The 17,495-nt window shown below is 74.7% G+C and carries 12 protein-coding genes; 8 read left to right on the top strand and 4 right to left on the bottom strand.

Features of this window, described 5'->3' with window-relative positions; genetic code table 11:
• Nucleotides 1-98 precede the first annotated feature (98 nt).
• Nucleotides 99-2,726 (bottom strand): ATP-dependent chaperone ClpB, encoded by a 2,628-nt coding sequence (gene clpB / locus ACH47X_RS24140; protein WP_397407621.1) that lies wholly within the window; start codon nt 2,724-2,726, stop codon nt 99-101.
• Between the two features lie 126 nt (nt 2,727-2,852).
• Here clpB and cpt point away from each other — a divergent pair, with 126 nt between their 5' ends.
• On the top strand, nt 2,853-3,410 hold the full coding sequence (gene cpt, locus ACH47X_RS24135; protein ID WP_397407619.1) for a chloramphenicol phosphotransferase CPT: 558 nt from the start codon (nt 2,853-2,855) through the stop codon (nt 3,408-3,410).
• Nucleotides 3,394-4,188 (top strand): sulfite exporter TauE/SafE family protein, encoded by a 795-nt coding sequence (locus ACH47X_RS24130; RefSeq protein WP_397407617.1) that lies wholly within the window; start codon nt 3,394-3,396, stop codon nt 4,186-4,188. The genes cpt and ACH47X_RS24130 overlap by 17 nt, the downstream gene beginning before the upstream one ends.
• Nucleotides 4,189-4,283: 95 nt before the next feature.
• Here ACH47X_RS24130 and ACH47X_RS24125 read toward each other — a convergent pair whose 3' ends face one another.
• Genes ACH47X_RS24125 through ACH47X_RS24115 form a run of 3 tightly spaced genes read right to left on the bottom strand, consistent with a single transcriptional unit; the run spans nt 4,284 to nt 8,259 of the window.
• A complete protein-coding gene (locus ACH47X_RS24125; RefSeq protein WP_397407616.1) occupies nt 4,284-5,711 on the bottom strand; it encodes a carboxyl transferase domain-containing protein in 1,428 nt (475 codons plus the stop codon).
• Nucleotides 5,708-6,931: a CaiB/BaiF CoA transferase family protein gene (locus tag ACH47X_RS24120; protein ID WP_397407614.1), complete on the bottom strand. Its 1,224-nt coding sequence runs from the start codon at nt 6,929-6,931 to the stop codon at nt 5,708-5,710. The genes ACH47X_RS24125 and ACH47X_RS24120 overlap by 4 nt, the downstream gene beginning before the upstream one ends.
• A gap of 5 nt (nt 6,932-6,936) precedes the next feature.
• Nucleotides 6,937-8,259 (bottom strand): SLC13 family permease, encoded by a 1,323-nt coding sequence (locus tag ACH47X_RS24115; RefSeq protein WP_397407613.1) that lies wholly within the window; start codon nt 8,257-8,259, stop codon nt 6,937-6,939.
• A 108-nt stretch (nt 8,260-8,367) separates the two neighbouring features.
• On the opposite strand from ACH47X_RS24115, the gene ACH47X_RS24110 reads away from it, so the two are divergent.
• The 6 genes from ACH47X_RS24110 (at nt 8,368) to ACH47X_RS24085 (ending at nt 17,460) form a co-directional block, all read left to right on the top strand.
• The gene (locus ACH47X_RS24110) at nt 8,368-9,081 is read left to right on the top strand and encodes a FadR/GntR family transcriptional regulator (RefSeq protein ID WP_397407612.1); all 714 of its coding nucleotides are present in this window, start codon (nt 8,368-8,370) and stop codon (nt 9,079-9,081) included.
• Nucleotides 9,078-9,839 carry a sulfite exporter TauE/SafE family protein gene (locus ACH47X_RS24105; protein ID WP_397407610.1) on the top strand — a complete coding sequence of 254 codons (762 nt, stop codon included), beginning with the start codon at nt 9,078-9,080 and terminating at the stop codon, nt 9,837-9,839. The genes ACH47X_RS24110 and ACH47X_RS24105 overlap by 4 nt, the downstream gene beginning before the upstream one ends.
• Nucleotides 9,840-9,938: 99 nt before the next feature.
• Nucleotides 9,939-10,589 carry an ArsR/SmtB family transcription factor gene (locus ACH47X_RS24100; protein ID WP_397407609.1) on the top strand — a complete coding sequence of 217 codons (651 nt, stop codon included), beginning with the start codon at nt 9,939-9,941 and terminating at the stop codon, nt 10,587-10,589.
• A complete protein-coding gene (locus ACH47X_RS24095) occupies nt 10,586-11,992 on the top strand; it encodes an MFS transporter (protein WP_397407607.1) in 1,407 nt (468 codons plus the stop codon). Before ACH47X_RS24100 ends, ACH47X_RS24095 begins: the two co-directional genes overlap by 4 nt.
• On the top strand, nt 11,989-12,936 hold the full coding sequence (locus tag ACH47X_RS24090) for an alpha/beta hydrolase (RefSeq protein WP_397407605.1): 948 nt from the start codon (nt 11,989-11,991) through the stop codon (nt 12,934-12,936). The genes ACH47X_RS24095 and ACH47X_RS24090 overlap by 4 nt, the downstream gene beginning before the upstream one ends.
• 105 nt (nt 12,937-13,041) lie before the next feature.
• On the top strand, nt 13,042-17,460 hold the full coding sequence (locus ACH47X_RS24085; RefSeq protein WP_397407603.1) for an SCO7613 C-terminal domain-containing membrane protein: 4,419 nt from the start codon (nt 13,042-13,044) through the stop codon (nt 17,458-17,460).
• The last annotated feature ends 35 nt before the right edge of the window (nt 17,461-17,495 follow it).

The following is a 17,495-nucleotide window of genomic DNA, read 5'->3' as shown; positions in this document are numbered from 1 at the left end:
CGCCCGACACCCGCTGACCCGTCGAGGATCGCAGGTGCGGACGGCCGGGCGCGTCTGCCGGGCGGCGTCACCCGGCACCCGACGAAGGACGGTCCCGGCTACGCGGTGAGCACCCGCCGCTCCAGTGCGAGCCCCTCGCCGTCAGCACGGTCCACGACCACCGTGTCGCCGTCGGTCACCTCGCCCGCGAGCAGCAGCCGCGCCAGGCGGTCGCCGATCTCGCGCTGCACGAGGCGGCGCAGGGGCCGGGCGCCGTAGGCCGGGTCGAAGCCCTCCAGGGCGAGCCACTCGCGAGCCGCCGCGGTCACCTCCAGCGTGATGCGCCGGTCACCGAGGCGCTTGGCGAACGCGCCGACCTGCAGGTCGACGATGCGCCCGAGCTCGTCCAGCGTGAGCGCGTCGAAGATCACCACGTCGTCGAGCCGGTTGAGGAACTCGGGCTTGAACGCGGCCCGCACGGCCGTCATCACGGAGCCGCGGCGCTCCTCGTCCGACAGCATCGGTTCCACGAGGAACTGCGAGCCGAGGTTCGAGGTGAGCACCAGGATGGTGTTGCGGAAGTCGACGGTGCGACCCTGGCCGTCGGTGAGGCGGCCGTCGTCGAGCACCTGGAGCAGGATGTCGAAGACCTCGGGGTGCGCCTTCTCCACCTCGTCCAGCAGCACCACCGAGTACGGCCTGCGCCGCACGGCCTCCGTGAGCTGACCGCCCTCCTCGTACCCGACGTAGCCCGGAGGGGCGCCGACGAGCCGCGCCACCGAGTGCTTCTCCGCGTACTCGGACATGTCGATGCGCACCATGGCGCGCTCGTCGTCAAACAGGAAGTCCGCGAGCGCCTTGGCGAGCTCGGTCTTGCCCACGCCGGTGGGGCCGAGGAACAGGAACGAGCCGGTGGGCCGGTCCGGATCGGAGACGCCGGCGCGGGTGCGCCGCACGGCGTCGGACACCGCGGCGACCGCAGCCCGCTGGCCGATGAGGCGCTCCCCGAGGACGTCCTCCATGTGCAGGAGCTTCTCGGACTCGCCCTGCAGCAGGCGTCCGGCGGGGATGCCGGTCCAGGCGGCGACCACCTCGGCGATCTCGTCGGCGCCGACCTTGTCGGCGATCATCGGCGGCTCGGCGGTCTCCGGGCCGAGGCCGTCCGGCACGTCCTCCGCGCCGGCCTCGGCCTCCTCGGCGGCCGCGAGCTCCTTCTCGACGACGGGGATCTCGCCGTACTGGATCCGCGCCGCGCCCTCCAGGTCGCCCTCGCGGAGCTTGCGCTCGGCGTCGGTGCGCAGCTCGTCGAGGCGCGCACGCAGGTCGCCGACGCGGTTGTGCCCGGCCTTCTCGGACTCCCAGCGCGCGGTGAGCGCGGCGAGGGCCTCGCGGCGGTCGGCGAGGTCGGCGCGGAGCCGTTCGAGCCGGTCCTTGGAGGCGGCGTCGGCCGACTCGGAGAGCACGACCTCCTCCATCTCCAGGCGCGTCACGGCGCGCTGCAGCTCGTCGATCTCGATCGGGGACGAGTCGAGCTCCATGCGCAGGCGGGACGCGGCCTCGTCGACCAGGTCGATCGCCTTGTCGGGAAGCTGCCGGCCGGAGATGTACCGGTCGGAGAGGGAGGCCGCGGCCACGAGGGCGGAGTCGGCGATGGTCACCTTGTGGTGCGCCTCGTAGCGCTCCTTGAGGCCGCGCAGGATCGCCACGGTGTCCTCCACCGACGGCTCGCCCACGAACACCTGCTGGAACCGGCGCTCCAGCGCGGGGTCCTTCTCGATGTGCTCGCGGTACTCGTCGAGCGTGGTGGCGCCGACCATGCGCAGCTCGCCGCGGGCGAGCATGGGCTTGAGCATGTTGCCGGCGTCCATGGCTCCCTCGCCGCCCGCCCCCGCGCCGACCACGGTGTGCAGCTCGTCGATGAAGGTGACCACCTCGCCGTCGGACGCGGTGATCTCCTCCAGGACCGCCTTGAGGCGCTCCTCGAACTCGCCGCGGTACTTGGCACCGGCCACCATCGAGGCCAGGTCGAGCGCGATCAGGCGCTTGCCCTTGAGGGACTCGGGGACGTCGCCGGCCACCACACGCTGGGCGAGCCCCTCGACGACGGCGGTCTTGCCGACGCCGGGCTCGCCGATGAGCACCGGGTTGTTCTTGGTGCGGCGGCTCAGCACCTGGATCACGCGGCGGATCTCCGAGTCGCGGCCGATCACCGGGTCCAGCTTGCCGTCCCGTGCCTGCTGGGTCAGGTCGGTGCCGTACTGCTCCAGCGCCTTGTAGGTGCCCTCCGGGTTGGGGCTGGTGACCCGGCCCGAACCGCGGACGGCGGGCAGCGCGGCGCGCAGGGCGTCGGCGGTCGCCCCGGCGTCGGACAGGATCTGCGCCGCGGACGACTGGCCGGCGGCCAGCGCGATGAGCAGGTGCTCGGTGGAGACGTACTCGTCGCCCAGGCCCTGGGCCTCCTTGCCCGCCAGGTCGAGCACCGTCGCCAGGGCGCGGCTCGCGCTCGGCTGGGCGGTGCTGCTGCCGCTGGCCTGGGGCAGCGCGACGAGGGCCGCGCGCACCTGCTGGCCGATGGCCTGCGCGTTCGCCCCGACCGCGTCGAGCAGACCGACGGCCACGCCGCGCTCCTGCGTGAGCAGCGAGGCGAGCAGGTGGACCGGCTCGAGCTGCGGGTTGCCGGCGGCCGACGCCGACTGGATGGCGTCGCCGATCGCCTGCTGCGACATGGTCGTGAACTTGGTGTCCATGAAGCCTCCCGGGGCTGGTGATGATGGGCGGAGTACTACCTCGATGAAACCGTCTCAAAGTTGAGTCTATTCCACTCAACTTGAAATCACTGTAGCGCGCGTCACCGACACTCGTACGGTGGCGGCATGGACACCCAGGTCATCGTGCTCAACGGCGGATCCAGCTCAGGCAAGTCGGCGATCGCCCGCCACCTGCAGGCAGTGCTGCCCGAGCCCTGGCTCTCGCTCAGCATCGACACCCTCGTCGACGCGATGCCCGCCCGGCTGACCTCCGGCGGCGACGGCATCGGCTTCGCGGACGACGGCGGCGTCGCCGTCGGCGGGGACTTCATGGCGCTGCAGGACGCCTGGATCACCGGGCTGGTCGCCATGGCGCGCGCGGGCGCGCACCTCGTGGTCGACGACGTGTTCCTGGGCGGCGGCGCGTCGCAGCGCCGCTGGCTCGACGCGCTGGGCGACGTGCCGACGCTCTGGGTGGGCGTGCGGTGCGACGCCGTCGTGGCCGGGCGGCGCGAGGCGGCTCGCGGCGACCGGGTGCCGGGCATGGCCGCGAAGCAGGCCGACGTCGTCCACCAGGGCGTCGCCTACGACCTGGAGGTGGACACCACACGCACCGCCTCACCGGACTGTGCGCTGACCATCGCCGCACACCTGAGATCATCACGGGGTGACCGAGCAGACTGACGACTCCCTGACCCCACCCCGTGCCGTCCTCGTCGGGATCGTCGGCGGAGCGTTCTCCGGTCTGTTCGGCCTCGGCGGCGGCATCGTGATGGTGCCGCTCCTGACCTCGCTCGGCGGGCTGACGCAGCGCCGCGCGAGCGCCTACTCGCTGGCGGCGATCCTCCCGGCCGCGATCGTTGGGTCCATCCCGTACCTCACGCACCAGGCGGTCGACCTGATCTCCGCCGGACTGCTCGTCGTCGGCTCCGTGGTCGGTGCGGCCTACGGCGCGCGGCTGCTCGCTCGCGTGCCCGAGACCCTGCTGCGCTGGCTGTTCGTCGGGGTGCTGGTCGCGGGCATCGTGCGGTCCCTGCTCGACGCGTTCGCCGACCCGCCGTCGGTCAGCACGGCGCAGGGCGTCCCCAGCCTGCTCGACGGCGCGGGGATGGTGGGGCTCGGGCTGGTCATGGGCATCGCGTCGGGCCTGCTCGGCATCGGCGGCGGCCAGATCGCCGTGCCGGGGCTGTCCGCGCTGTTCGACTTCGCCCCCGCGCTCGCCAAGGGGACGTCGCTGGTCGCGATGATCCCCACCGCCGTCTCCGGGACCTGGGTCAACGCGCGCAACGGCCTGGTGCACCTCAGGACGGCGGCGATCATCGGCCTGGTCGCGTCGGTGTTCTCGTTCGGCGGCGCGAGCCTGTCGGTCGTGCTGCCCGACAACGTGGCCTCGATCGCCTTCGCCGCGCTGCTCGTGTTCGCCCTGACCCAGCAGGTCCGCAAGGCGCTGGAGAAGCGCTAGCCATGTGTGGTCGGTAGTTTCGGGCGGTCGGCAGAATGTCAGGTGGTCGGCAGCTCGGAATACCGACCACCTGACATTCTGCCGACCACCCGAAACTACCGACCGGCCAGCCCGGCCAGCACCGCCGCGCACTCCGCCGCCACCGCGACGGCGACGTCGCGCACCGTGTCCTCGTCGTGCTCCGGGACCACGCGCTGCACCGCGCCCTCCGCGAGCAGGTCCACCGCCCGCACGCGCTGCGCCTCGGCCATCTGCGCCGCGTGCGCGGTGTCCCCGTGCACGATGACGCTCGCGCCCTCGGGCGGCAGCGGCGACAGCCACGCGTGCTCGGCCGCGATCACAGCCTGCGCGGGCAGCAGCGCGAGCGCCCCGCCGCCGCAGCCCTGGCCGAGGATCACCGACAGCGTGGGCACGGTCATGCGGGTCAGCGCGGCCATGCAGCGCGCGATCTCGCCGGCGAGCGCGCCCTCCTCGGCGGCCTGCGAGAGCTCGGCCCCGGGGGTGTCGATCACCGCGACCAGCGGCAGCCGCAGCTCCTCGGCCAGTCCCATCGCCCGGCGCGCCACGCGCAGGGCGGCGGGCCCCATGGGGGTGCGCTCGGACTGCCGGGTCCGGTCCTGGCCGACGACGAGGCACGGCCGGCCGTCCAGCCGCGTCAGCGCGACCAGCATCGACTCGTCCCGCTCGCCCTCGTCCGTGCCGGACAGCCGCACCGTCCCCGACGCCCCGTGGCGCAGCAGATCGCGCACGCCCACGCGCCCCTCGGCGCGGGTGCGCAGCACGGAGTCCCAGGCCGACGCCGTCCCGGACGGCTCACCCGTCCGCCGCGGCAGCGCCGGCTCCGACGGCGGGTCGACCAGCACCGCGAGCGCCCGCTCGACCAGCGCGGGCAGGCTCTCGGGCGTGACGACGCCGTCGAGCACGCCCTTGGCGGCGAGGTTCTCGGCGGACTGCACGCCGTCGGGCAGGGCCTTGCCGGTGAGAGCCTCGACCACGCGCGGGCCGAGGAAGCCGATGAGCGCGCCCGGCTCGGCCACCGTGAGGTGCGCGAGCGAGCCCCAGGACGCGTAGACGCCGCCCGTGGTGGGGTGCCGCAGGTAGACGAGGTACGGCAGGCCGGCGTCGCGGTGGTCCATGACGGCGCGGGAGATCTCGACCATCCGCAGGAACGCGGGCGTCCCCTCCTGCATCCGGGTGCCGCCCGACGCCGTGGTGGCCAGCACGGGCAGCCCCTCGGCCGTCGCCCGCCGGACGGCGGCGGTGATCCGCTGGGCCGCGGCCCGGCCGATGGAGCCGCCGAGGAACCGGAACTCGTTGACGACCACCACCACGGGCCGGCCGCGCACGCGCCCGCGGCCCGTGAGCACGGACTCGTCGGTGCCGGCCTTCTCGGCGGCGGCGGCCAGCACCGCGCGGTACTCCGCCGGGTGCCCGGAGGTGTCGACCTGCTCGTCCCAGGACTCGAAGCTGCCGCCGTCGAGCACCAGGTCGAGCAGCTCGCGCGCCGTCCAGCGCCGCGTCACGGCCCGGCCTCCGGCGCGGGCGCACCCGCCGCCCCCGGCGCACCGGCCGCCCCCGACGCGTCGAGCCACGCCCGGATCCGGGCGGCGTGCTCGTCCAGTACCGGCGGCGCCCGGTGCTCGCGCCGCGTGACCTCGGCGCCGTCGGCGTCGAAGAAGCGCAGCGGCGGGCCCGGCAGCGTCAGCCGGCCGAGGCTCGTGTGCTCGACGTCCACGAGCAGGCCCTGGCTCGCCGTCTGCTCCCATGCGTACACCTCGTCGAGCGTACGCACCCGGCCCGCCGGGATCCCGGCGTCGGCGAGCCGCGCGAGCAGGTCGTCGGCGTCGTAGGCGTCGAAGACGCCCTCGACCGCCTTGATCACCTGGTCGCGGCGGGCCACCCGCTCGGGGTTGCTCCGCAGGCCCTCCGCGTCGGGGTCGAGGCCGAACGCGAGGCAGAACCTCTGCCACAGCGCCTCGGACCCGACGGCTATCTGGACGGCGCCGTCACGGCAGCGGAACAGACCGTACGGCGCGATGGAAGGGTGGTGGTTGCCCTGCGCCCGCCCCACCTCCCCGGCGACCGTCCACCGGGTGCCCTGGAAGGCGTGCACCCCGGTGACGGCCGCCAGCAGCGAGGTCCGCACGACCTGCCCGATGCCGGTGCGGTGCCGCTCGTGCAGCGCCGCGAGCACGCCGTACGCGCCGTAGATCCCGGCCAGCAGGTCGCCGATCGGCACGCCCACGCGCTGCGGGTCGTCCGGGTCGGAGCCCGTCAGGGACATGAGGCCGGCCTCGCCCTGGGCGATCTGGTCGTACCCGGCGCGGCCGCCCTCCGGCCCGTCGTGCCCGAACCCGGTGATGGAGAGCACGACGAGGCGCGGGTTGCGCTCCAGCAGGGAGTCGACACCCAGGCCGAGGCGGTCCAGCACCCCGGGGCGGAAGTTCTCCACGAGCACGTCGGCCCGGTCGACGAGCTCGAGGAGCGTCGCCCTGTCGGCGTCGGCCTTGAGGTCGAGCGCGATCGACTCCTTGTTGCGATTCGCGGACAGGAAGTACGTGGACTCGCGCGCACCCTCCTGCCCGACGAACGGCGGGCCCCAGCCACGTGTGTCGTCGCCCCGCTCGGGCACCTCCACCTTGACGACGCGCGCGCCCAGGTCGCCCAGCATCATGGTGGCGTGCGGCCCGGCCAGCGCCCGGGAGAGGTCGACGACGACGACGTCGTCCAGGGGTCCGGCCATGGTGCTCACCAGCCCGGCAGGACGAGGACGGCCCACACGAGCAGCGGTCCCACGAGAGTGACGATCCCCGCGTAGCCGAGGATCTGCTTGTAGTAGGTCTGCTCCGAGATCGTGTCGGGGCGGTTGGCGAGCATCAGGGCTCCGTTCGTGGAGAAGGGGCTCACGTCGACGATGGTCGAGGAGACGGCGAGGGCGGCCGCCATCGACCACGCGCTGACGCCGCCGGTGGCGATGAGCGGCACGGCGATCGGGATGATCACGGGCAGCAGCGCCGTCGACGAGGCGAACGCGGAGACGACCCCGCCGACGTAGCACAGGACGAGGGCGCCGACGGCGGCGATGCCGAGTCCCGCCGCCCAGAGGCCGATGTACTCGGGGGCGCCGGCCTCGGTGAAGACCGTCGCGTAGGTGCTCACGCCCGCCACGAGCAGGACGGTGGGCCACGCGATCTGCTTGACCGCGTCCTTGTGCTGCTTCGGGGAGAGCATGGCCAGTGCGACGGCGGCGGTGATCGACACGAAGCCGATGTTCATGTCGAACGCGAGCGCCGTCACGGCGACCGCGGCGAACGCGGTGAGGGTCAGGACGTGGTCGCGGCGCACGCCGAGGCCGCGCGTGATCGTCGGGACGGACGCGCCCTGACCGCTGGCGACGACGGACCGGCCGCCCGTGTGCAGGTCCTCGACGAGGTGTCCGGAGGCGTCCGCCGGGTCGACCCGCTCGCTCATGAGCTGACGTCCGCCGAGCGCGAGGAACAGGATGACCGCCATCACGGTGTTGATCACGAGCGAGGAGACGAAGACCGCCATCTCGGTGCCCTCGTAGCCGACGTCCGCCATCACGGAGTTGGTGATGGTGCCGTAGATGCTGATCGGGGAGAACCCGCCGCCCTGGGCGCCGTGCACCACGAACATGCCCATCATGAGCGGGTTGATCTTGTACCGGCGGGCGAAGCCGAGGGCGACGGGGCCGATGATCGCGCAGGCGGCCGGGCTGGCCGCGCCGATGGCGGTCAGCACCGCCGTGACGGCGAACATGACCCAGGGGATCAGGGCCACCCGGCCGCCGACGGCCTTGATCGCCTGACTGACGATGAGGTCGACGGTGCCGTTGTTCTTGGCTATGGAGAACAGGTACGTGACGCCGATCAGGGTGAGCACGAGGTCGGCGCTGATGCCGCCGAGAACCTCTTTGTCGTCCATGTTCAAGGCGAAGACGCCGACAAACCACGCCGCGACATAGGCGAGCGCGCCCATGTTGATCGGCAGGACTGTCCCGGCGACGAACAACGCGACGAGCGCGATGATCGCGATCCACTCAGGACCCATGAGAACTCCTCTGTCTTCATCGTGGCGGTCACCGTTGACCGACGAGGCACGATGGATCAGTGGCCTAGCCAATAGTCCAGTCCGGTTTCTGTCAAGTACTCTCGGACAGTGACCCCGAAGGCTTCCGCCGAACTGCCGGCCCCGCTGGCCCGCACCCGCCTCTACGAGCAGGTCGCGGAACAGATCACCACGTGGATCAGGCAGAACGGCCTGAAGGCCGGCGACCGCCTGCCGCCGGAGCGTGAGCTCGCCGCCCGGCTCGGCGTCAGCCGAGCGACCCTCAGCCAGGCCCTCGTGGCGCTCGAGGTGGTGGGTGTCGTGGTGGTGCGGCACGGCGACGGCACCGTGCTCACCGGCAAGCACAGCGAGAGCCGCATCGTCGAGGCGATCCGCGCGCACGCCGACCGGATGCCCGAGATCATCGACATCCGCGATGCGCTCGAGACCAAGATCGCGGCCCTGGCCGCGCAGCGCCGCACCGACGACGACCTCGCCGCGATCGACGCGTCCCTGGACGCCATGGCGGCGTCGATCGAGCACGGTGACCGCGGGGTGGACGCCGACGAGCAGTTCCACGCCGCCGTGACCGCCGCGGCACACTCCGACCTGCTGGCCCAGACGATGCGCGAGATCGCCAGCCTGATCCGCGAGAGCCGCATCGAGTCGCTCTCGCAGCCGGGCCGGCCGCGCAACTCCCTGACCGGGCACCGCGCCATCGCGGACGCCATCCGCGCCCGGGACCCGGAGGCCGCCGCCGCCGCCATGCACGCGCACGTCGAGATGGTCAGCGACGTCGCCCTGCTGCGGGGGGACGAGCGATGACCGGCTGGGAGCACCTCGCGGTCCTCGGCGCAGGGTTCGGCGCGGGCGTGCTGTCGACGACGGTCGGCGTCGCGTCGCTGCTGAGCTTCCCGGTGCTGCTGGCCGTGGGCCTGCCGCCCGTGGTCGCGAACGCGTCGAACACCGTGGGCCTGGTGCCCGCCGGGCTGAGCGGGTCGTTCGGCTACCGGCAGGAGCTGCGCGAGCACCCGCGTGTCGCCGTGATCGTGCTCGTGACCTGCGCCGTCGGGTCCGTGGCCGGGGCGGTGCTGCTGCTCGCGCTGCCGCCGGGGGTGTTCGAGGCGATCGTGCCCTGGCTGATCCTGACCTCCTGCCTGCTGGTGGGCGTGCAGCCCTGGATCAGCCGGTGGCTGCGGCGCACCCGCGACGAACCGACCCGGCTGCGGCACGGGATGTCGCCGGCCACGGTCGTCTTCTCGGTGCTCACCGGCGTGTACGGCGGATACTTCGGGGCCGGCGCCGGCGTCATGATGGCCGCCGTGCTGGGCCTCGGGACCGACCTCGCGGTGCGGAACATCAACGCCCTGCGGACGGTGGCGCTGCTCGCGGCGAACCTGGTCGCGACCGTCATCTTCGTGGTCGTGGCCGACCTGGACTGGCTGGCGATCGGGCTGCTGGCCGCCGGCTCCGTGGTGGGCGGGTACGTGGGCGCGCGCATCGGGCGCAGGATGCCGCCGAGCGTGTTCCGGGTGCTGGTGGTGGTCGCGGGCGTGGTGACCGCCGTCGTCATGCTGACCTGACGCACCGCGGGCCGACCGCGGGGTCGACTCGTCATCTCCGTGCACAATTTTTCTGCACGACTCTTGTGCACAGAGATTGTGCACGCGTACTGTGCACGTATGACCGCTTCCCCGGACGACTTCCGCCTCACCCCCGAGGCCGTCAAGGTGCTCGCCCACCCGCTGCGCTCGCGCCTGCTCGGCGCCCTGCGGCGCGGCGGCCCCGCGACCGCCACCACGCTCGCGAACGCCCTGGGCACCAACACCGGCGCCACGAGCTACCACCTGCGCAAGCTGGAGTCCGTCGGCCTGGTCACGGACACGGGCGACGGCGCCGGCAAGCAGCGCCTCTGGCGCGCGGCCACGAGCTCCCACAGCTGGGAGCGGACGGAGCTGGCGCACGACGAGGACGCCGCCACCGCGCTCGGCTGGCTGGAGCGGGACTACCTGCGCCTGTTCAGCACCGAGTTCGGGCACTGGCTCGACGTCGCCGAGTCGTGGCCGGACGAGTGGCAGGACGCGACCGGCATGGGCGACACCTGGGTGACCGTGAACCCCGAACAGCTCCGAGCGCTGCGCGCCGAGCTGGACGAGCTCTTCGCGCGCTACCACGACGCGGCGCCCGGCCCGGGTGCGCGCCGTATGACGTTCTGGCACGCGATGTACCCGCTGGAGGCGGACGACGTGCCCGGACAGGCGGGCGCCGACCGGACCGTCGACGACACCGCGGACGACTCGACCGGCGGCACGACCCGGGAGGACCGGTCATGACCCCCCTGACCCCGCGCCGCGCCCGGCAGGTCTTCCTGCTGCTGACCCTGACCCGCTGGTTCCCCGTCGGGCTGGTCGTCACGGTCACCACACTGCTGCCGATCGAGCGCGGCCTGTCGGTGCCGCAGGCGCTGACCGCGCTGTCGCTGACCGGGTTCGTCGTGTTCGCGCTCGAGCTGCCGACCGCGGGCCTCGCCGACTCCCTCGGGCGCCGCCCGATGCTGGTGGCGGCCGCCGTGCTGCAGGTGGCGGCGGCCGCGCTGTTCCTCTCCGCGCAGACGTTCTGGGCCTTCGCCCTGGCCGCCGCGGTCACCGGCGTCTTCCGGGCGCTCGACTCCGGGCCGCTGGAGTCCTGGTTCGTCGACACGGTGCACGCCACCGAGCCGGGGGCCGACGTCGACCGCCCGCTCGCCGCGCAGGGCACCGTGCTGGGGGTGGCCATCGCCGCGGGCGCCCTGGTCTCGGGCGGCCTCGTCTGGTGGCACCCCCTGGAGGCCTGGTCCTCGCTCGTGCTGCCCTACGCGGTCTACGCCGCGCTCTCGATCGTGCATCTGGTCGCCGTGATCGCCCTGGTCCGGGAGACACCGCGCGGCGCGCCGTCCGGGGCGGACGACGCGGCCCGCGTCACCGACGCCGCGGCCGACGCCGGGGCGGCCGGGCCCGGGGCGGCACCGGCCCTGACGCCGGCGCCGTCGCCGTCGCCGGGCAAGCGGCGTAGCGGTGGCGTGGCCGCACGCGTGCTCGACTCCGCACGCCAGGCGCCCGGGGTGATCCGCGACGGCCTACGGCTGGCGCGGGACAACCGGGTGCTGCGCTGGCTGCTCCTGGTCGAGGTGTTCTGGAGCGTGGGGATGGTGATCTTCGAGACGTTCCAGCCGATCCGGCTGGCCGAGCTCCTGGGCGGGACCGAGGCCGCGGCCGCGGTCTCCGGGCCGGTCGCGGCCGCCGGATGGGCCGTGTTCGCGGGCGGGGCGGCGCTGACGGGTCTCCTCACGCCGCGCCTGGGCGTGGCCCGGACGGCGATCCTGGCGCGCGTGCTCAACGGGCTCGGAGCCGTGTGGATGGGGCTCGCGCTCGGCCCGGTCGGCCTGATCGCCGCCTACCTGGTCACCTACGGGCTGCACGGCGCGTGCGGGCCCGCCTACCAGGCTCTGCTGCACCGCGAGGCCGAGTCCCGGAACCGGACCACGGTGCTGTCGATGGCGTCCATGGTCGGGTTCGCGGCCTATTCCCTGGGCGCCCCGGCGCTCGGCTGGGCGGCGGGGCTGCTCTCGATCCCGGCCGCCATGGTCATCGGCGGGGTGTTCAGCACCCTGGGCGCGCTGTGCTTCCTGCCCGCGCTGCGCCAGGAGCGCCGGTCGTCTGGCCGCACGCCGCGCCTGTCGGGCACACTGGCCGGGTGAACGACTGGACCGAGGACGTGCTGGGTGCGGGCTTCGAGGCCCGCACGCTCCGGCTCCCGGGCGGCGCCGAGGCCACCCTGATCCGCTACACGCCCGAGGACGGGCCGGTGACCGGGCGCACGCCGGTGCTCTACGTCCACGGGTTCACCGACTACTTCTTCCAGCGGCACCTCGCCGAGGCGGTCGCGGCGCGGGGCTACCCCTTCTACGCCGTCGACCTGCGCGGTCACGGACGGTCCATGGACGCGTGGACGGCGGCGGGCCGGGACGCCAACATGATCAACCGCCTGGAGCTCTACGCACAGGACCTCGACGCGGCCGCCGACGTGATCGCCGCGGACGGCCACTCCGGGCTGGCGCTCCTGGGCCACTCGACGGGCGGGCTCATCACCTCGATGTACGCGAACGCGCGCCCTGACCGGGTGACGGCCCTCGTGCTGAACAGCCCCTGGTTCGACCTCAAGGGGAGCTGGTCCGACCGGACCCTGGTCACCCAGGCCGTCTACGTGCTCGGACGGGTCTCGCCCCGGCTGATCGTGTCCCGGCTCGGCGAGGGCTACGGCCGGGCCCTGCACACGAGCTCCGGCGGCGAGTGGGACTACGACCTGCGATGGAAGCCGTACGCGGGGTTCCCGGTCCGCGCCGGCTGGCTGGCCGCGATCCGGCGAGGGCACCGCGCGGTCGGGCGCGGCCTGGACGTGCGGTGCCCGGTGCTCGTGTGCACCAGCGGCCGCACCGGGTCCGACGCCGGGGAGATCGCCGAACAGCTCGGCACCGACGTGGTGCTCGACGTCGCGCACATGCACGCCCGCGCGCCGGGGCTGGGGCAGACCGTGGAGATCGCCGTCATCGAGGGCGGGGCCCACGACCTGGCGCTGTCCCCGAAGCCGGCCCGCGAGAAGTACCTGAGCACGGTGCTGGACTGGCTGGACGCGCACGTCTGACGCCGCCGGGTTGACGGGCGAAGCACACATTCGGCATGAAACTGTGACCGATTCCTTGCGTGCCGGGCTACCCCGGTGACGTCCGGCTCCGCCAGGCTTCCGCCCATGGAAGAGACGTGGGTGAGTCACGCGCTGCGGCGTCTGCCCGATACCGTGTCCTGCCCCGCGTGCGGAGCGCCCCTGCGCGGCGCGGTCTGCGGCACCTGCGCGCTCGACCTCGGCGGCCGGCGCGGGATCGACGTCCACGAGGCCTCGCTCGCCGTCGAACGGGCCATCCGGGAGCGGCAGCGGATCCTCGACCAGATGCGCGCCGAGCAGCCCGCGGCGGCCGCGTACGCGCGCAAGGCGGAGGCCGCGGGCCGAGCGGCAGGAACCGCCGGCGCCAAGGCGGGGCAGCAGCGGGCGGCCGGGCGAAGTGCAGCACCGGAGCGCGTGGTCGCATGGAGCGGCGAAGCTCCCCCGGTTCGGCGCACACCCCGCGGGACGGCGAAGGCGCCCGAGACCGGCCTGGCGCCGGGCGATGCGGTGCCAGGCGGTGCGTGGGGCGGAACGGTGGTGAGCGCGGGGAGCGCGGACGGCTCCGCACGCCCGGTCGAGCCCGCGCGACCGGCGACCCCGCCCAGCACCGTGGCCCTCCAGCCGATCCTCGCCGGCGTGGGCGCCGCGCTGCTCGCGGTGTCCGCCGTGGTCTTCGTCTTCTTCACGCTCGCCGACCAGCTCGTGCTCCGCACCGTCGCGACGCTGCTGGTCACGGTCGCCTCCGTGGTGGCTGCGGCGCTGATGCGCCGGGCCGGCCTGCGGTCGTCCGCCGAGGCCGTCGGCACCCTCGCCGTCGCGCTGGGCTGGGTCTGCGCGGAGCTCGGCCTGGAGGCGGGCCTGCTCGGCGGCGTCGAGCCGTTCCTCGCCCGGGCTGCCTTGCTCGCGCTGCTCGCCCCGGCGCTCGTGGTGCTCGGCGGCCGCCTGCGAGTGCGCTCGTGGGTCGCCGCCGGAGCCCTCTCCGCGCCGCTGGCCCCGGTGCTGCTCGCCACGGGCCTGTCCGACGTCGGCCTGCTCGCCTGGGTCTGGATCCTCGCCCTGGTCGCGACGGCGCTCGTGGCGCACGGCGCGATCGGTGCGCTGCGCCGGGTCGGCGAGCGCCTCGGCGTCGTGCCACGGTGGGAGTCGCGGGTGCTGGGCGTGGTCCGCGCCGTGGCCGTGCCCGGGGCGCTCGTCGCGATCTTCGCCCTGCCCGACCTCGCCCCGCTGCCCTTCGCCCTCTGGTGGGCGGCCGTCTCGGTCGGCGCGGTCGCCGCCGGGCACGCGTTGCGGGTACGGCCCTGGGTCACGACGGGCCTGCTCACGGCGCCGTTCGCGGCCTTCCCGGCCGCGCTCGCCCTGGCGGACGACACCGTCGAACTGCCGTGGGCCGTCGCCGCGGGCGCCCTGCTCGTCGCCCTGGCCACGCTGGCCGGCCCGGTCGTCGCGCGGGTCACGGGACCGCGCGTCGGCTCCACGCTACGGGTCGAGCTCGGGCTGCTCGAGGCGGTCCAGGTGCTCGGGGCGCTGCTGGCGGTCGGCGCGACATTCCTGGTGCCGCCGGCGCGGTTCCTCGCCGGCGTTCCGGGCGACGCCGAGAAGGCCGCCGTGCTGGCCGTCACCGCCGTGGTCGCCGCCGTGCTGCGGCGCGGCACGCACCGCCGGTGGTGGACCTTCGTCGCGGGAGGTCTCGGCGCGGTCGCGGCCATGTGCCTCGGGGCCTGGGAGGGGGCCGAGCTCGTCTGGGTGCTGCCGGCTGCGGCAGGCGTGGCCTGGGCCGTGCTCGCCGTGGTGCTGACCGTCCTGGTCGCGGCGCGGGCCCGCCTGCTCGTGCCCGCGGCCCGCACCCGCGCCGACCTGCTGCTCGCGGCCTGGCTCGTCGCCGTGGTCGCGACCGTCCCGGCGATGTGGTCGGCCGCGCAGCGCGTGCCGGAGGTCCTGGTCGGGCCGCTCGGTGCGGCCCCGGCGGTGGTGCTGGACGACGGCCCGCTGGGTGGCCCGTACCTGTCGCTGGACGCCCGGGCGGCCGCCACGCTCGGCGTGGTCGTCCTGGCACTGCTCGTGCTGGCTGCCGCCCGGCTGGGGATCGCGGCAGGGCCGGCGACGGCCGTCCCCGCGCCGCTCGTCCGCAACGCCAGGGGCCTGGCCTCCTGGGTGACGGTCGGCCTGGCCGTCGTCGCCGCGCTGCACACCCGGCTGACCGCCGCTGCCTCCCTCACGCTGCTGGCCCTGCTCGCCGCGGTGCTGCTCGCCGCGACCGCCGACCCGGACCGGTCCTGGCGCCCGCTGCGCGGCGCCGTCACCGGCGTGCGGGCCGCGCTGGACGGCCTGCGCCGGGCCGCGGGGTTCACCACCCGGTTCGGCGGGTCGCCGATGAGCCCGGCGGAGGGCGCGTCCTGGCGACCCGCCGCGCTGACCGGGGCCTGCGTGGCCCTCGGCCTGCTGGCGGTCGGCTCCTGGCAGAGCCGGCCCTCGGTGCTGGTGGCGACAGTCGTCGCCGTGCCGCTGGTGCTGGCCGCGCGCGCGGCGCTGCCGCGCGCCGTCCACCCCGCCCTCGTGGGCGGCGCGTACGCGTACGCGCTGGTCGTGGGCGGGGTCTGGCTGGGGTGGCTCGGATTCGGCTGGGTAGCGGCGGTGTGCACGGTGTCGGCCGCGGCGTCGATGGCGGCGGTCGCCGTGACCGTCGGCACGCGCGTCACCCGCGGCGAGTGGTTCGCCGTGCTCGGCGTGACCGCCGTGCCGTTCGCGCTCGGGGTCTACACCGTGGTGCTCGACCGCACCTGGTGGTCCGCGGGGGCGGCCACGGCGATGCTCGTCCTGGAGCTGGTGCTGCTCCTCACCCGTCGGACGGGCCTCGCACCTGCCGTGCGGGTGATCGCGGCGGGCCTGGTGCTGCCGACCGTCTCGGTGGCCGTCGTGAGCGCGGGCGCCGTGCTGCTCCCCGGCAGCGGTTCGCCCGTGCTGCTGCCGGTGATCGCGGCGGTGGCCGCCGTCGTCGCGGGCGGGGCGCCGCGGGTGGCGGCCTTCCTCTCCGCGCGCGTGACCGACGGCAGCATGGTGGGCGCGCTGGTGCGCGCCACGCTGGAGACGAGCGTGCTGGTGACCGGCGCGATCACCATCGGCCTGGCGTACGGCCGCCCCTCGGCCGGGCCCGACATCGCCGTGGCCGTGCTGCTGCTCCTCGCCGTCGGCGCCGGGGTGGTGGCGCGCGAGCCCGACCGCACCCGCGTCTGGTGGCTCGCCGGAGCGCTCGCCACCGCGGCGGTCTGGACCGCGCTGGCCGACGGCGGCGTCCGGTTCGTCGAGGCCTACACGCTGCCGCCGGCCGTGGCGGCGGTGCTCGTGGGCGCCTTGCTGGCCCGGCGTGGCGGGAGCCACGGCTGGCGGCTCGTGGCCGCGGGCCTGGTGCTCGCACTGGTGCCGAGCGACCTGACGCTGGCCCTCGGCACACGCCCGGGCGACCCGCGCGCCTGGATCCTGCTCGTCACCGGCGTGGTCCTGACGATCGCGATCGTCGCGCTGCGCAGGTGGCCACTCGTGTCCGCCGGGTGGTCCGTCAGGGCACGCGCCTTGCTGGCGGGGGCCGTGCTGCTGGTGGGCGTGGGCCTGACCGTGGAGTCGCTGCAGGTGGCGGCGGCGCCGGACGGCGAGCCCGGGCTCCGGTTCGCGGCCGGCCTGGGCTGGGCCGTCGTCGCGGGTGCGCTGGCGCTGGTGGCGGTGAACGGCGTGCGGCGGGGCGCCTCGTCGGCCCGGCTGCTACGGGTACTCGACGCCGCGGGCCGGGTCCCGGCGCTGGTGTTCCTGACCGTGGGGGCCGTCGCGAACACGGAACCGCACTGGGGTGCCATCGCTGCGCTGTGGGTACTGGAGGTCGCGCTGCTCGTGCTCCTGGTGGTGGTCGCGCGGCGGCTGCTGCGCGGGCACACCACGGGCGTGCCGTCCTGGGCCGTCTGGATGGCCGCCCTGGCCGTGGGGATCGCGGCCTGGGTCCCGCGCGAGCTGCGGGTCGAGGTGTTCTCCGTGCCGCTGGGGGTGGGGCTCGTCGTGGCCGGCTGCTTCGCGCTCGGCGAGTGGGAGGCCCGGACCAGGGTGAGCGGGCCCGGCTCCGCCCCGGTCCCGGAGCGCACCCTGGTCGGCTGGCCGGTGGGCTGGACCGGCTCGTGGGCCCTGCTGGGGCCGGGGATCCTGGCGCTGCTCGGGCCCTCGGTGCTCGCGACGTTCACCGACCCCCAGACCTGGCGCGCGGTGCTCGTCGTCGCCGTGGCGCTGACCGGGGTGCTGGTGGGGTCCCGGCGCGGGCTCGCGGCGCCGTTCCTGCTCGGGGTCTGGGTGCTCCCGATCGAGGTGCTGATCGTGTTCGTCAGCCAGCTCGGCACCGAGATCTCCGCGGTGCCGTGGATGCTCACGCTCGCGGCGGCGGGCGGGGTGCTGCTCATCATCGCCACCCTGGACGAGCGGCGGACCGAGGGCTACGGGGGCGCGGCGGCGTACCTGCGGGACCTGCGCTGACCGGTTCCGCACGCGGCGGCCCGGGACGCGGACAA

Source organism: Promicromonospora kroppenstedtii (genome assembly GCF_044389675.1).
Classification (GTDB): domain Bacteria; phylum Actinomycetota; class Actinomycetes; order Actinomycetales; family Cellulomonadaceae; genus Promicromonospora; species Promicromonospora kroppenstedtii.
The sequence above is the reverse complement of the archived record's forward strand: the minus strand, read 5'-3'. Positions and strand labels throughout refer to the sequence as shown.